14 protein-coding genes and 5 tRNA genes are annotated in these 15,105 nt (G+C 31.1%); all 19 read left to right on the top strand.

Annotation, left to right across the window (positions count from 1 at the left end):
- Positions 1-21 precede the first annotated feature (21 nt).
- The 19 genes from DMR38_RS20655 (at position 22) to ftsH (ending at position 15,033) form a co-directional block, all read left to right on the top strand.
- The gene (locus DMR38_RS20655) at positions 22-1,047 is read left to right on the top strand and encodes a peptidylprolyl isomerase (protein ID WP_127723501.1); all 1,026 of its coding nucleotides are present in this window, start codon (positions 22-24) and stop codon (positions 1,045-1,047) included.
- Positions 1,048-1,206: 159 nt separating this feature from the next.
- Positions 1,207-1,764: a stage V sporulation protein T gene (gene spoVT, locus DMR38_RS20650; protein ID WP_127723499.1), complete on the top strand. Its 558-nt coding sequence runs from the start codon at positions 1,207-1,209 to the stop codon at positions 1,762-1,764.
- Between the two features lie 151 nt (positions 1,765-1,915).
- Complete coding sequence (locus DMR38_RS20645; RefSeq protein ID WP_127723497.1) at positions 1,916-3,451, top strand: polysaccharide biosynthesis protein; 1,536 nt, start codon at positions 1,916-1,918, stop codon at positions 3,449-3,451.
- A 14-nt stretch (positions 3,452-3,465) separates the two neighbouring features.
- Positions 3,466-4,911 carry a nucleoside triphosphate pyrophosphohydrolase gene (gene mazG / locus DMR38_RS20640; protein ID WP_127723494.1) on the top strand — a complete coding sequence of 482 codons (1,446 nt, stop codon included), beginning with the start codon at positions 3,466-3,468 and terminating at the stop codon, positions 4,909-4,911.
- 281 nt (positions 4,912-5,192) lie between these two features.
- The gene (locus DMR38_RS20635; RefSeq protein ID WP_127723492.1) at positions 5,193-5,468 is read left to right on the top strand and encodes an HU family DNA-binding protein; all 276 of its coding nucleotides are present in this window, start codon (positions 5,193-5,195) and stop codon (positions 5,466-5,468) included.
- A gap of 59 nt (positions 5,469-5,527) precedes the next feature.
- The gene (locus DMR38_RS20630) at positions 5,528-5,776 is read left to right on the top strand and encodes an RNA-binding S4 domain-containing protein (protein WP_127723490.1); all 249 of its coding nucleotides are present in this window, start codon (positions 5,528-5,530) and stop codon (positions 5,774-5,776) included.
- A gap of 69 nt (positions 5,777-5,845) precedes the next feature.
- Positions 5,846-6,136, top strand: a complete 291-nt coding sequence (gene yabP, locus DMR38_RS20625; RefSeq protein WP_063556999.1) for a sporulation protein YabP — start codon at positions 5,846-5,848, stop codon at positions 6,134-6,136.
- A gap of 26 nt (positions 6,137-6,162) precedes the next feature.
- Entirely contained in the window at positions 6,163-6,573 is a 411-nt protein-coding gene (gene yabQ / locus DMR38_RS20620; protein ID WP_127723488.1) for a spore cortex biosynthesis protein YabQ, read from the top strand.
- A 127-nt stretch (positions 6,574-6,700) separates the two neighbouring features.
- The gene (locus DMR38_RS20615) at positions 6,701-6,973 is read left to right on the top strand and encodes a septum formation initiator family protein (RefSeq protein ID WP_127723486.1); all 273 of its coding nucleotides are present in this window, start codon (positions 6,701-6,703) and stop codon (positions 6,971-6,973) included.
- Positions 6,974-7,159: 186 nt separating this feature from the next.
- Entirely contained in the window at positions 7,160-7,570 is a 411-nt protein-coding gene (locus tag DMR38_RS20610) for a S1 domain-containing RNA-binding protein (RefSeq protein ID WP_013240734.1), read from the top strand.
- 130 nt (positions 7,571-7,700) lie between these two features.
- Positions 7,701-7,789: transfer RNA gene (locus DMR38_RS20605), tRNA-Leu, on the top strand.
- An 8-nt stretch (positions 7,790-7,797) separates the two neighbouring features.
- Positions 7,798-7,873, top strand: a tRNA-Met gene (locus DMR38_RS20600).
- Between the two features lie 16 nt (positions 7,874-7,889).
- Positions 7,890-7,966 (top strand) — tRNA-Met (locus DMR38_RS20595).
- An 11-nt stretch (positions 7,967-7,977) separates the two neighbouring features.
- Positions 7,978-8,066: transfer RNA gene (locus DMR38_RS20590), tRNA-Leu, on the top strand.
- 8 nt (positions 8,067-8,074) lie between these two features.
- Positions 8,075-8,150 (top strand) — tRNA-Met (locus DMR38_RS20585).
- 306 nt (positions 8,151-8,456) lie between these two features.
- Positions 8,457-10,844, top strand: coding sequence for a stage II sporulation protein E (gene spoIIE, locus DMR38_RS20580; RefSeq protein ID WP_127723484.1), 2,388 nt, complete (start codon positions 8,457-8,459; stop codon positions 10,842-10,844).
- 359 nt (positions 10,845-11,203) lie between these two features.
- Positions 11,204-12,610, top strand: a complete 1,407-nt coding sequence (gene tilS / locus DMR38_RS20575) for a tRNA lysidine(34) synthetase TilS (RefSeq protein ID WP_127723482.1) — start codon at positions 11,204-11,206, stop codon at positions 12,608-12,610.
- Positions 12,597-13,142 (top strand): hypoxanthine phosphoribosyltransferase, encoded by a 546-nt coding sequence (gene hpt / locus DMR38_RS20570; RefSeq protein ID WP_065076896.1) that lies wholly within the window; start codon positions 12,597-12,599, stop codon positions 13,140-13,142. The genes tilS and hpt overlap by 14 nt, the downstream gene beginning before the upstream one ends.
- A gap of 82 nt (positions 13,143-13,224) precedes the next feature.
- The gene (gene ftsH, locus DMR38_RS20565) at positions 13,225-15,033 is read left to right on the top strand and encodes an ATP-dependent zinc metalloprotease FtsH (protein ID WP_127723480.1); all 1,809 of its coding nucleotides are present in this window, start codon (positions 13,225-13,227) and stop codon (positions 15,031-15,033) included.
- Positions 15,034-15,105 lie beyond the last annotated feature (72 nt).

Genomic DNA, 15,105 nt, shown 5'->3' with positions numbered 1-15,105 from the left:
AAAAGAGTGGGGGAATAAACCGTGAAGAATATAAAAAGGTTGGTGGCTGCTGCATTTATAACAGTGTTCGCATTTTCAACTGTAGGATGTAATATGATAGAAAAAACACCAGAAGCTATAGCTAATAGTACTGTGGCAACAGTTAATGGAGAAAAAATCACAAGAGGTGATTTAGATAAAGATCCAAATACAATTCAATTGCTAACTCAAGCTAAACAACAATATGGTTCAGACTATGCAAAAAATGATGAAGCTACTAGTACTATTAAAACCCAAAAAGAAAAGATACTTGACAATATGATTACTACTAAAGTAATCGAACAAAAAGCTAAAGAGTTAAAGCTTCTACCAAATGAAAGTAAATTAAAATCAGACATGGATAAAAAGATTGATGATATTAAAAAGCAGAATTTTAAAGGTGATACCAGTCAATTTGATGCAGCATTAAAAGCACAGGGATTTACTGAGGAATCATTTAAGACAATGTTTTTAGCACAATTGAAAACTCAAGCAATAGAAACAAACATAAGTAATTATCTTGCAAAAAGTGTAAAGATAACAGACAAACAGGTTAAAGACTATTACAATGCAAATAAGGATAAGTATACAGAACAGCCTGATAAAATGCATTTAGCTCATATACTTGTAAAGACAAAAGATGAAGCACAAAAAGTGAAAGCAAGATTAGATAAGGGGGAGGACTTTGCAAAGGTTGCAAAAGAAGTTTCTCAGGATACCGTTACTAAAGATAAAGGTGGAGACTTAGGGTTTGTAAATTATAACGATTCAGGATATGATGCTCAATTTATGGCAGGAGCAAAAGCATTAAAAGAAGGTGCTATATCAGCTCCAGTTCAAAGTAGTTTCGGATATCATATAATCAAGTGTATAAAAAAGCAAGAATATCCAGTTAAGGATTTTAACAAAGTTAAAGATGAGATAAAGAAGCAGCTGGAAAGTGATCAAAAGAGTAAATTAGTTTCTCAAAAAGTTCAAGAATGGAAAAAGGCCGCAAGTATAACTAAAAAAGAAAAAAATATTATTTAAATTAATTTTTATTTAAATAAGTAGAAAAGAACTGCAGTAATTGTGCTGCAGTTTTTTTTTATTTTTCTAATTTAAATAACAATTGTGTATAAAATTGCATATTTAGAAAGATAATAATAATACAAGTTATATATTATATTTTATAGGAGGAGTTATAGTATGAAAGCAACAGGAATTGTTAGACGTATAGATGACTTAGGTAGAGTTGTCATACCAAAAGAAATAAGAAGAACACTTAGAATAAGAGAAGGAGACCCTCTTGAAATATTTACGGATAGGGAAGGTGGGGTTATATTAAAAAAATATTCCCCTATTGGAGAACTTAGTGATGTTTCAAAAGGATATACAGAATCACTTCAACAAACTATAGGAAATATTATTATGATATGTGATAAAGACAGCATGGTGTCAATTAGCGGTATACCTAAAAAGGAATATATGGGAAAAAAGATAAGTAATGAACTAGAAAAGTTAATAGATAATAGAAAAACGGTTTCCATAGCTGGGGATAAGGAGGAAGATGGAATTATTCCTTTGTATGATGACGAGGATGTACAGGGTAAGTACTCAGCTCAAATTATATGCCCTATAATAGCAGGAGGTGATGCAATAGGAGCTGTAATAATAGTATCTAAAGAAAAAGCTAACTTTGGAGATATGGAGATAAAGCTAGCTGAAACTGCATCATCCTTTTTAGGCAAACAAATGGAAGAATAGATAATGGCAGCATTAGCTGCCATTTATATTCTGTTGACATTATTGACTATAATTTAAAAAATATTCATTTAAAGTAATAATACCTTCGAATTTTAAATAATTATAAACATGGAACAAATTGTTTGCAATTATAGCATTCGGAGGTATTTTTATGAAAAAACAATCCCTTATAAAAGGCACTTTTGTATTAGGGGCAGCGGGTATACTATCAAAATTTTTAGGACTATTTTTTAGATGGCCACTTCAAATGCTCATTGGAGATGAGGGAGTGGGTTACTATCAAATGTCATTTCCACTTTATATGTTTTTTATTGCGGCAGCTTCAGGTATACCTGTAGCGGTGTCAAAGATGGTATCAGAGAGAAATGCTGTTGGAGATTATGAAGGGGTAATTCAAGTACTTAGAAAATCTATACTCCTAATGGTTATTTTGGGAACAGGTTTTACAGCTATATTACTTATATTTTCAAATCCAATTATACATTTTCTGAAATGGGATAGAAAATCCTACTATTCTTTAATTGCTATTGCATTTGCACCTATATTCATATCAATAATGAGTGCTTTCAGAGGTTTTTTTCAAGGCCTTCAAAATATGAATTATACGGCTGTATCTCAAATTATAGAACAAATAGGAAGAGTAATAGTAGGAGTGGGACTTGCATATTTATTATTGCCTAAAGGTATAGAGTATTCCGCAGGAGGGGCGGCATTAGGGGCGGCAGCAGGAGGACTATTTGGAGGTATATATCTAATAGCAAAGTATATTTATGTAAGAAAAGAAATAAGTGTATTTAAAGTTGAAGATAATAAGGATGTACTGAGTAAACTGCTTTATATAGCTATTCCAGTATCTCTAGGAGCAGCAGTTAGTAGTATAATGAGTCTTATAGATTCAGCTTTGGTGCCTCAGAAGTTATTGGAGGCTGGATTTACATATAGGGAAGCTGCTATATTATATGGACAGCTTACGGGAAAGGCATTTGTGCTTATAAATATACCATTAACGATATCTTCAGCACTATGTGCTTCTTTGATGCCAATAATTGCAGAATCATATATATTAAATAGAAAAGTTGATGTCATAAATAAGGTGGATTTATCTTTTAAAATTTCTATGGTTATTGCAATTCCATCTACCATTGGATTATATGTTCTAGCGCACCCTATTCTGGATTTAATTTTTCCAGGTCAATCTGCAGGATTTGATATACTTCAATATTCAGCGTTGTCCATTCCTTTTATTGTACTTGTTCAGACATCTACAGCTGTGCTGCAGGGCATTGGACATTATATTAGACCTGTAGCTAATTTGGCGGTAGGATGTGTTATAAAGATAGTTATAACTCTATTTTTGGTGCCAATACCTTATATAAATATTTATGGGGCTGTTTTAGGGAGTATAGGGGGGTATGTTGCAGCCTGTATTTTAAACATAATATTTTTAAGCAAAAAATTGAAAATTCATATAAATTATTTTGAAACTATGGTTAAACCCACGTTTGCATCCATTTTTATGATGGCAGCTGTTGTAATTATATATTTGTATGTCTATAATTATAGCATGAATAGTAGAATAGCTTGTTTTTTAGCTGTAATTGCCGGTGTGATTATATACGTACCAATCATAGTTATATTTGGAATATTTAAATACAGTTATATAAAAGGGAGATTCTTAAAAAAATAAAGGAGGATTTACAAATGATTAAGGTAGTAGGCCTTGGACCAGGATCCATAGAATCCCTTACAATAGGTGCTGTTAATGCACTGAAGGATGTGAGCAAAGTATACTTGAGGACAGAGAAACACCCTACTGTGGATTACTTGAGACAATTGGGTATAAGTTTTGAAACTTATGATCATCTATATGAAAAAAAGCAGAAATTTGAGGATGTATATAGATCTATAGCAGAAGATTTAATATTAAAGGAAAAAAGTTTTCATCAAATAATTTATGCAGTACCAGGTCATCCTCTGGTAGCAGAAAAATCTGTAAAATTATTGTTAAAATTATGTGAACAAAATTCCGTAGATGTGGATATAATACCATCGGTTAGTTTTATAGATGTTATTGCAGAGAAGTTGAATATAGATGTTATTGAAGGAATAAAAATAATAGATGCTTTTGATATAAAGCATGAAACGTTAGATAAAAGGGTAGGTACTATAATAACGCAAGTATATGATAGACTAATTGCATCTGAAGTAAAATTAAGTCTTATGGATTATTATAGAGATGATGCAGACATATATTTTATAAGAGCTGCAGGAATTAAAGATAGTGAGAGTATAAGAAAAATAAAATTGTATGAGCTGGACAGGCAAGATGATATAGACTATTTAACATCAATTTATATACCTAAAGATTTAGAGTGCAAATATGATTTAAAAGATTTATTAGATGTAATGGAGAAATTAAGAAGTGAAGAAGGCTGTCCTTGGGATAAAGAACAAAGCCATGAGAGTCTAAAAAAATATCTTATAGAAGAGAGCTACGAAGTACTAGAAGCTATAAATAAGAAAGATGATGTAGAACTGACGGAGGAACTGGGAGATGTATTATTTCAAATAGTTTTTCATTCCCAAATAGGCAAAGAAGAAGGATTTTTTAATATTAATGATGTAATTAATGGTGTATGTGATAAAATGATAAAGAGACACCCACATGTATTTGGAGATATAGAAGTAAATAATTCAGAGGAGGTGCTAACAAACTGGGATGCTTTAAAGAAAAAGGAGCAAGGACTTAAAACTCATACAGATGAACTTAGACATGTTGCACAAGCTTTACCTGCTTTGATGAGAGCTTGTAAAGTTCAAAAAAAAGCTGCTAAGGTTGGATTTGATTGGGACAAAGTTGAATGTGCATTAGATAAAGTATTAGAGGAATATTATGAAGTAAAGGATGTATATAAAAGCAAGGAAAGGGGAAAAATAGTAGAAGAAATAGGAGATTTAATATTTGCTTGTGTAAATGTAGCTAGATTCCTTGACATTGACCCCGAATTTGCATTAAATTATACTATAGAGAAATTTATAAATCGTTTTGCATATATAGAGAAAGGTGCCAGAGAGAAAGGACTGGATATGGAAGACATGACATTAAATGAAATGGATGAACTCTGGGAAAAGGCTAAAAATATATAAATTTAATTTTTTATATGCAAAAAGAAGGAATTTTTTAATTAATGCAGAATATGCTACTATATCCATGTAAGTATATTCAATAGATTAGAAAGTGATGAATACTTTTAAGTATATATAAATTACATAGTAAGTTGCTAAATATTTTTGTGTAGTATACAATATTTATTGCTTTCGAAAGCTTAATTAGAAAAAATTGGTTAATGATGACCGAAAATTAGCCGTAAAGATATTTGTGAATATTTTTACACATTTATCTATGAAAATAAGAGGAGGTAAAAAAAGTGAATAAATCAGAATTAATAGCAGGTATAGCAGAAAAGTCAAAATTAACAAAAAAAGATGTAGAGGCAGCTCTTAAAGGGTTTATAGAAAGCGTAGAAGAAACATTGGAAAAGGGAGAAAAAGTTCAGTTAGTAGGATTTGGAACCTTTGAAACAAGAAAAAGAGCTGAAAGAATTGGAAGAAATCCTAGAACTAAGGAAGAAATAAAAATACCTGAATCAACAGTTCCTGTATTTAAAGCTGGTAAAGAGTTTAAAGATAGAGTAAATAAATAATGTATTTTTCAGAAAGCCTGGGTGAAAATCTAGGTTTTCTGTTTTAAAGGGGAGTTTGTATGAGATTAGATAAATACCTTAAAGTATCTAGAATAATAAAGAGAAGAACTGTAGCAAAAGAAGCATGTGAAGGTGGAAGGGTTGCTATAAATGGAAAAGTGGCCAAACCTAGTGTTGAAGTTAAAGAAGGGGACATAATAGAAATCAAATATGCTAATAAATGTTTAAAGGCAGAAATCTTAAATGTTGCAGCTCATGTTACAAAAGAAAACGTTCAAAGTATGTATAGGATAATTTCAACTGAATAAGATTTAAAATACAAAGTAATATAATCCCCAATGGCTACATATATTTATTATAGGTGGAGGGGATGTTTTATGGAGAAAAAAGAAATAAGTGTAGAAGACAAGAAAAGCTTATTAAGTCTTGAAAATAGAAAAAAGTTAATGTTAACTGGTGTCATTGAAGTAGTAAGTTTTAATGAAGATCAAATAGTCTTAAATACTAATCTTGGAACCCTCAATATTAAAGGCAAAAGTTTGAAGATGAATAAGTTAGATGTACAAAATGGAGATGTAATTATAGTCGGTATGGTAAATTCTTGTGTATATACTAATAATAAGTCGAAAAAAAAGAACCAAAGTTTAATATCAAAGATGTTTAAATAAAATCATGTTACCATGAAAGGATTAGTATGATTATATCAATAAGTAATCAAATTGGACTTATAATATTTAGCCTTACAGCAGGAATAATAACGGGAATATTATTTGATTTTTACAGACTAATAAGAGGGTTTAAAGATTTAAATAAAATAATAACATTTATCGAGGACACCCTGTTTTGGGTATTTACAGCCATAATTGTATTTATATTTTTAATGTATACAAACTATGCCTATATGGGAATGTATGTGTATATTTTATTAGGTGTAGGTATATGTTTATATTTGAAGTTTTTCAGCAATTTGCTTATAGAATTACATAATAAATTCTTCAAAGTATTGGGAAGATTATTTAGGGTATTTATATATATAATAATATATCCTTTTCAATACCTTATTTATAGTATTAAAAGAAAAAATAAAAAAAAGTATAAAAATTAGCTTGAAGAAAATCAAAAATCAAATTACAATATAAGTGAGATATGATATGATAAATCGAGGAAGGCAATAGTTAATAAAATAAGTATATAGAAATGTAAATCATTAAAGGGAAAATTGGTGATTATTAATGAAAATAAAAATCAAGTGGAAAAATATAATCTTTTTATTAATAGTTCTATATATAGGCTATATTTTTATAAGCCAGCAATTAACTATGCAGAACATAAAAAAACAGATAAGTGAGAAGAAAGTTGAAGAGCAGAGGGGTAAATATAAAAATCAAAAATTACAGGAAGAGGTTAAAATGTCTAATTCTAATGTGTATATAGAAAAATTAGCTAGAGAAAAATTAGGTCTTATTAAGCAAGGTGAAACTCCTGTAATAGACAATAAAAACTAATTACCAGTTATGCTGTAATAGAAAACTATAACAGGTTTCTTGAAATTATGCCTGTTGAGATTATGGAGGATAAGTGGTTGTGGATGTAGCAAAGATTTTTGGGCAAGATCCAAGAAGTCCTACTCTGTTAAAAGAGAAGAAGTTTATATTATATAGTATTATTTTTTAAGGAGGAGTTTTTTTAATATGACCTTAAAGGCAGGAAGCATACTAGAGGGTACAGTAGTTAACATTACTAGTTTTGGAGCTTTTGTAGATGTTGAAGGTAAAACTGGGTTAGTGCATATATCTGAGGTGTCGGACACTTATGTTAAGAATATACGAGATTATTTAAAGGAAAAGGACAAAGTAAAAGTTAAGGTGATTTCTATTGATGACAATGGAAAGATTAGTTTATCTATAAAGCAGGCTGGACTTGATAAAAAGAGTGTTAGACCTATGGAAATAGATTGGCAAAAAGAAAAAACTAAGCAAAATCAGGGTAATTTTGAAGATAGGTTATCTAAGTTTTTAAAAGATAGTGAAGAAAGATTCCAAGATATAAAGAAACATCAAGATGCAAAAGGTAAAGGATATAAAAAATCTTCTAATTACTAGTAGGATTACCTAAGGAGGCTGTTTAGCCTCTTTTTAAATTTTCTTTGTAGAAATTTTTAAAAATTAGTTGACAATATAGTTAGTACCATATATAATAATATATGTCGTCAATTTGTTGTGTATATATTTTGCTGGAGTGGCGGAACAGGCAGACGCACAGGACTTAAAATCCTGCGGGCTTTAAAACCCGTACCGGTTCGATTCCGGTCTTCAGCACCAATTAATGCCGCGGGGTGGAGCAGCTGGTAGCTCGTCGGGCTCATAACCCGAAGGTCGGAGGTTCAAGTCCTTCCCCCGCAACCACAGAAATATATAACATGGCGGAATAGCTCAGCTGGCTAGAGCATTCGGTTCATACCCGAAGTGTCGTAGGTTCAAGTCCTATTTCCGCTACCAATTGATGATGTGCTGGAGTGGCGGAACAGGCAGACGCACAGGACTTAAAATCCTGCGGGCTTTAAAACCCGTACCGGTTCGATTCCGGTCTTCAGCACCAATTAATGCCGCGGGGTGGAGCAGCTGGTAGCTCGTCGGGCTCATAACCCGAAGGTCGGAGGTTCAAGTCCTTCCCCCGCAACCAAGAAAACTTGCATATATTGCAAGTTTTTTTTAGTTTTCAATTTACTTGTCTTTAAAGTTATTAATAATGAACAAAGTCTAATCAGGTTAAAGCATACCTTTCTAAAATTATTAAAATCACAAATTTATTAACACTGTGGATAAAATATGATAACTAGTTTTTAGTAAACATTTAAAATAAAAATTATGAAAAAAACATAAAATTAATGTCCTAAAAAAAATATGGATGTATCTCATGTTATGACATTTATTTCCAGTAATTACTGCTATAATGTAATCAGTAATTTTATAAGGTGGGTGGTATAATATGCAATATGGAGCAGAGGTATTTCCTTATCAAAGGACAGAAAAGCTAAAGAATGAAGAAAAAAACCATGAAGCTAGGGACATGACAAAAACAATTCAAATAATATTTTATTTCCTAGCAGGTTTTTTAGTTGGAAGGGTTATGATGGTAAATCTTATGGCACCCTTTGGCATAGCCTTTTTTATATCAATAGCACAATGTGAAAAGCGAAAACCTTCCCTCATTGCTGCGGTGGGAACACTATTAGGGTATATTTCAATGTATGGAAATATTAAATATCTTCCTGTATATTGTATAGAAATTGTAACATTAGCAACTTTAAATCACATATTAAATAATATTAGTGCAAAAAAGAAGTTGGTATTATTATTTTCTGCTGCGTTAATAGAGTTTTTTGCCTATAAGTTTTTAATATTGAAATTAACTGTTGGGGTAGCTGCTTTTAATTCTGTTTTTGAAGTTATGTGTATCTTTCCAATATATTTTATTATTAATTATTCTATAGTATGCTTAAAAAAATTGAAAACTAGACATTTATACAGTAGTGAGGAAATAATTAGTATGTCTATAACTGCATCTTTGATTATAGCAGGAACTTGGGGAATGAGTATACATGAAGTATCTTTTAGAAATATAATAGCACTAGGTTTTATACTTATATTAGGTTATGTAAAGGGAAGTCCATCGGGGGCAGCCGCTGGTGTAGCCATGGGAACTATAATAGGAGTTACCTCTAGCGATATGATGATATATATTTCAGTTTATGGATTATGTGGGCTTATATCAGGTGTGTTTAGGGAAACAGGTAAGTGGATGAGCGGAAGCGCTTATATTATAGGATTTATGGTGCTAAAGATGTATTCTAATATAGGAACAGAATTTAAAATAATAGAAATAATTATAAGCTGTTGTATATTTTTTGTAATACCTCAGAAAATATACAAAAAAATAGAAATGGAGTTAGATTGGGAAAAGAAGCAGGAGCATTTAAAAGAGAATTATGCAGGTAAAATCAAATCTATTTTTTCACATAAATTTGATAGTTTTTCTAAAGTACTTAATAACATGTCAGTTGTTTTGGCTAAGTTGGCAGATAACGATAAACTTGCTTTGAAAAATAAAAGTAGTGCACTTATAGAAAATTTGGCAGATAGAGTGTGCTCTGATTGCGATATGAAGCACATGTGTTGGAACAGAGAAGCTTTTTATACTTATAATGCTTTTGCAGAATTAATACAAAATTACGAGGATAACAAAAAACATATGCCAGGGGAACTTCAAAGAAAATGTACTAAAAGAACGGTACTTATAAAAAATACGGAAGAGATTGTAAATAATTATATTGTAAGTGAAATGAGAAAGAACAGACTCAGTGAATGTAGAGAATTACTAGCATCCCAAATAAAGAATATGGGAAAAACTATAGGTGATATAGTAGAAGATTTTAATTTAAATATGAAGTTTAATCCTGAGGTGGAAAATGATATACGAAGAATTTTAAATAAAAGCAATATACATTATAAAGATGTGTTTTGTTTCAATAATAAAAAGGGACATTTAGTTGTAAACTTATCTATGGAAGCTTGCGGCGGCAAACAGGAGTGTGTTAAAAATATATTGCCTCTTATAAACAATGTAACTAAAAAGTTAATGTGTGTAAGTGAAGATGGATGCAATATAAATTCTTCTATGGACAGCTGTAGTATAACTTTTGAAGAAACTCCTAAATATCATATAGCAGCTTATGTGAGTAGAGTTTGTAAAGATGGTGAAAAGTGTAATGGTGATAGTTATAGCTTTGGAAAATTGCCAGATGGAACATATATGACTATTATAAGTGATGGAATGGGTTCAGGTCCTCAGGCAGGACAGGAAAGTAGTGCATCTGTTGAACTTATAAAGGAATTTACAAGTGCAGGTTTCAATAAAATGACAGCTATCAATACAGTAAATTCTATAATGGGTATAAAATTTACTGAGGATGAGAAGTTTTCGACATTAGATTTAAGCAGTGTGGATTTATATAAAGGCGAAGTAGATTTTATGAAAGTAGGAGCAGCGGCTAGTTTTATAAAAAGAGGGGAGGATGTTATAGTAATAAAGTCAAAAACGCTTCCTATAGGAATATTAGATAAAGTGGATGTGGACATTAGTAATAACAAAATAATGAATGGAGACTTCCTGATAATGGTAAGCGATGGAGTGATTGATTATGAAAGTGAAGCAGCAGGAAATTTATATTGGATGATAGAATTTCTAAAAGAATTAGATTGCACTGATCCTAAAGAAATGTGCAAGAAAATTACGGATAAAGCAAAAGAACTTTCTGGAGGGAAGGCAAAAGATGATATGACGGCAATAGTAGAAAAGGTATACAGCCTTTATTAATGGACATAATTATTATTTCTTAAGTATTCAACTTTCGCAGTTTAAAAACATTGCGAAGCAATTAATTCACAATGCACGATGCACAATTCACAATTAAGGATGATTTTCTTCCGCTAAAACTTCAGAAAATCTAAAATATAGCATTATTGAAGCAAAAGTTCAATAAGCTTCAAAATTTAAAATTTTTTGCAGCACAGAGGAGAAAAATCTACTAAAATTGTGCGTTGTGAATTATAGATTGGTGTTGTAGACAGTCTAAATATAGCTTTTATGTCATTCTTACACAAAAAATAATTCATTTATGTTATAATAAATTAGCGTATTGTTTCTAAAATAATAATTTTTAGGAAGTGTTTGTTTTGATAGAATCTGTATTAGATACTATAACAAAGAATAAAATGTTTGATAGAGGAGATAAAGTAATAGTAGCTGTATCGGGAGGCCCAGATTCGTTATGTCTATTACACATATTGTATATTTTGAGAGAAAAGTTAGATATAACTTTATATGCAGCTCATGTAAATCACTGTTTAAGAGGAAAAGATGCAGATAGAGACGAAGAATATGTAAAAAAGTTTTGTGAAAATTTGAAAATAAAATTTAAAAGTTTAAAAATAGATGTAAATCATGTTTCACAAGAGGAAGGCATATCTTGTGAGAGTGCGGGAAGAAAAGTAAGATATAGTTTTTTTGAAAAACTTAAGGATGAGTTAAAAGCTCAAAAAATAGCTATAGCCCATAATGCTAACGATCAGGCTGAAACAATTTTAATGAGAATTATGCGGGGCGCAGGGTTAGACGGTTTAGTAGGAATAAGACCTGTAAGAGATAATATATATGTTAGGCCTCTGATATGCAGCACTAGAGATGAAATTGAGAAATATTGTAGCTTAAATAATCTTAATCCTAGAATTGATAAAACTAATTTAGAAACTTTATATTCTAGGAATAAAATAAGGTTACAACTTATACCATATATACAAGAGAACTTTAATAAAGATATAATTAAAGTATTAAATAGATTTTCTGATACAATAAAAATAGATAATGAGTATTTAAGTTATATTTCACAAGAAAAATTTAAAAAACATTGTGACATAAAGGGAGAAAAGGTTATAATATCTAAAGAGGCATTCTTAGAGAAGGAAGCAATATTAAGTAGGATAATAAGAATGTCCTTAAAAACTGTAACTGGAAATTTAAAAGATTTTGAGAGAATTCATATTCTAAATATAATAGAAGTTCAGAAACATTCTACTGGGAAGGAACAGATGCTTCCCAATAACGTATTGGTTTTGAATGACTATGGAAATATTATAATAAGTAAAAATACAAAAAAAGCTGTGTCAGATCATAAAAAACAGTATATACTGCAACTTGGATGTAATAATATCTTCCCAATTAAATCTACCGTTTATATAGAACTAGTTGAAGCTAAAGAATATATACATTGTAAAAAAAATAAGCTTATACAGTATTTTGATTACGATAAGTTAGAAGGAAATATTATATTACGAAACAGGAGAGAAGGGGATAAGTTTATACCACTTGGAATGACTGGAAGTAAGAAATTAAAAGACCTGTTCATAGATTTAAAAGTATCTAAAGATAAAAGAGATGATGTTCCTATCATATGTTTTGGAGACAAAATTGGATGGATTGTTGGATATAGAATAAGCGAACTTTTTAAAGTTGATAAGAATACTAGAAATATTTTAGTTATAAAATTTGAAAGTGAGGAACTAGGAAAGTATGGCCAACATTAGTGATGATATCAAGGAAGTACTACTTGATGAAGGTAAAATTAAAAAGAAAGTTAAGGAAATAGGAAAAAGAATAAGTCAGGATTATGATGGAAAGGATTTGCTCCTTGTAGGCATCTTGAAAGGGTCTGTTCCATTTATGGCAGATTTGCTTAAAGAAATAACTATTCCATGCAGTATGGATTTTATGGCAGTTTCAAGCTATGGAAATTCTACGAAAAGTTCAGGTGTTGTTAGAATTTTAAAAGATTTAGATTTTGAAATAGAGAATAAGCACATATTAATAGTAGAAGACATTATAGATTCGGGTATAACCTTAGCTTATCTTGTGGATTACTTGAAAGGAAGAAAAGCTAAGAGTGTAGAGATAGCATGTCTTTTAAATAAAGCCGATAGAAGAAAGGTTAGCGTTAATGCAAAATACATAGGATTTGAAGTGCCTGATTATTTTCTAGTAGGATATGGCTTGGATTATGCAGAAAAGTATAGAAATTTCCCCTATGTTGGGATATTAAAAGAAGAAATTTACAAATAATTAGTAACAAATTTTATTGTAAAGGAATTTTAATTATGATACAATTTTACATTATAAAACTAGAAAGAGAGGGGGGCCTTTAATGAAAAAATTTTCAAGTGCAACGGCCTGGGCAGTAGTTTTTATATTAGTGATAGTTGCAGCATTGTTGCTGGTAAGAACTAATGAAAGTTCAACATCCATTAGTTTCAATGATTTTCAGAAGTACTGGTTAAGTAATGATGTAAAAAGTTTTCAGCTTAGAGAAGATAAAATGACAGTTCAAGGTAGTTTAAAAAATGGAACAGCATATGAGACTGTAGTCCCATCTGAAAGATTATTTCAATTTATAGGTCAGCATCCTAAAGATGGTGAAGTTCAAGAAATGTATGCTAAACCTGCAACAATACCTATGTGGGTACAATATTTACCGACTGTTCTTTTAATACTTATGCTTGTAGCATTTTGGTTTATGTTTATGCAGCAATCGCAAGGTGGCGGTGGAAATCGTAATGTGATGAATTTTGGAAAGAGCAGAGCTAAAATGGCCACGCCAGACAATAATAAGAAGAAAGTTACTTTTGCAGATGTTGCAGGAGCAGAAGAGGAAAAAGCAGAATTAGCAGAGATAGTAGACTTTTTAAAACAACCTAAAAGATATATAGAAATGGGAGCTAGGATACCTAAAGGGGTTTTACTTGTAGGACCTCCAGGAACAGGAAAAACTCTTCTTGCTAAGGCTATATCTGGTGAAGCTGGAGTACCATTTTTTAGTATATCTGGTTCAGATTTTGTGGAAATGTTTGTTGGTGTAGGAGCTTCTAGAGTTAGGGACTTATTTGATCAAGCCAAAAAAAATTCACCTTGTATAGTTTTTATAGATGAAATAGATGCTGTTGGAAGACAAAGAGGCGCTGGACTTGGCGGAGGACATGATGAAAGAGAACAGACTTTGAATCAACTCTTAGTTGAAATGGATGGATTTGGAGTCAATGAGGGAATAATCATGATAGCTGCTACAAATAGACCTGATATATTAGATCCTGCACTTTTAAGACCTGGAAGATTTGATAGGCAAATACTTGTAGGTGCACCTGATGTTAAGGGAAGAGAAGAAATACTTAAAGTCCATTCTAAAAATAAGCATTTATCAGATGAAGTTAAGTTAGATGTATTAGCTAAAAGGACACCTGGATTTACAGGTGCAGATCTGGAAAATCTTATGAATGAATCTGCGCTTTTAGCAGTTAGAAAAAGTAAAACACTAATTGGTATGGATGAGTTAGAAGAAGCAGTGACTAGAGTAATAGCAGGACCTGAAAAAAAGAGCAGGGTAATTGACGAGGAAGATAGGAAGCTTACAGCATATCATGAGGCAGGTCACGCTGTTGTTATGAAACTTTTACCTAATTCGGATCCTGTTCATCAGATAAGTATAATACCTAGAGGAATGGCAGGAGGATATACTATGCACCTTCCTGAGAAGGACAGTTCTTATATGTCAAAGTCAAAGCTAGAAGATGAAATTGTGGGTCTTCTAGGAGGAAGAGTAGCAGAAAAATTGATTATAGGTGATATAAGTACTGGAGCTAAAAATGATATTGAAAGAGCTACAACTATAGCTAAAAAAATGGTAATGGATTATGGTATGAGTGATTTAGGGCCTGTTGCATTTGGATCAGGACATGATGAGGTATTCTTAGGTAGAGATTTAGGCAAAGGTAGAAATTTTAGTGAAGAAGTAGCTTTTGAGATAGATAAGGAAATAAGAAAATTAATAGATGAAAGTTATGATAAAGCAGAAAAGCTTCTTTCAGATAATTTAAATAAGCTTCATGCAGTAGCAAAACAACTTTTAGAAAAGGAAAAACTTGAAGCAAATGAATTCGAAGAAATATTTGCTCAGGCTTAATTGAATATGTTTAAGTAGAGAGTCCTTGTGATAGCATACAGGGACTTTTCCTATTTTACAACTACTTGTGCC

This window comes from Clostridium sp. AWRP (assembly GCF_004006395.2).
Classification (GTDB): domain Bacteria; phylum Bacillota; class Clostridia; order Clostridiales; family Clostridiaceae; genus Clostridium_B.
This window is presented reverse-complemented; position numbering and strand designations above follow the sequence as displayed.

Coding starts and splice junctions, on each gene's coding strand:
- spoVT (WP_127723499.1), top strand. CDS start 1,207: ATGAAAGCAACAGGAATTGTTAGACGTATAGATGACTTAGGTAGAGTT.
- DMR38_RS20645 (WP_127723497.1), top strand. CDS start 1,916: ATGAAAAAACAATCCCTTATAAAAGGCACTTTTGTATTAGGGGCAGCG.
- mazG (WP_127723494.1), top strand. CDS start 3,466: ATGATTAAGGTAGTAGGCCTTGGACCAGGATCCATAGAATCCCTTACA.
- DMR38_RS20630 (WP_127723490.1), top strand. CDS start 5,528: ATGAGATTAGATAAATACCTTAAAGTATCTAGAATAATAAAGAGAAGA.
- yabP (WP_063556999.1), top strand. CDS start 5,846: ATGGAGAAAAAAGAAATAAGTGTAGAAGACAAGAAAAGCTTATTAAGT.
- yabQ (WP_127723488.1), top strand. CDS start 6,163: ATGATTATATCAATAAGTAATCAAATTGGACTTATAATATTTAGCCTT.
- DMR38_RS20615 (WP_127723486.1), top strand. CDS start 6,701: ATGAAAATAAAAATCAAGTGGAAAAATATAATCTTTTTATTAATAGTT.
- DMR38_RS20610 (WP_013240734.1), top strand. CDS start 7,160: ATGACCTTAAAGGCAGGAAGCATACTAGAGGGTACAGTAGTTAACATT.
- spoIIE (WP_127723484.1), top strand. CDS start 8,457: ATGCAATATGGAGCAGAGGTATTTCCTTATCAAAGGACAGAAAAGCTA.
- hpt (WP_065076896.1), top strand. CDS start 12,597: ATGGCCAACATTAGTGATGATATCAAGGAAGTACTACTTGATGAAGGT.
- ftsH (WP_127723480.1), top strand. CDS start 13,225: ATGAAAAAATTTTCAAGTGCAACGGCCTGGGCAGTAGTTTTTATATTA.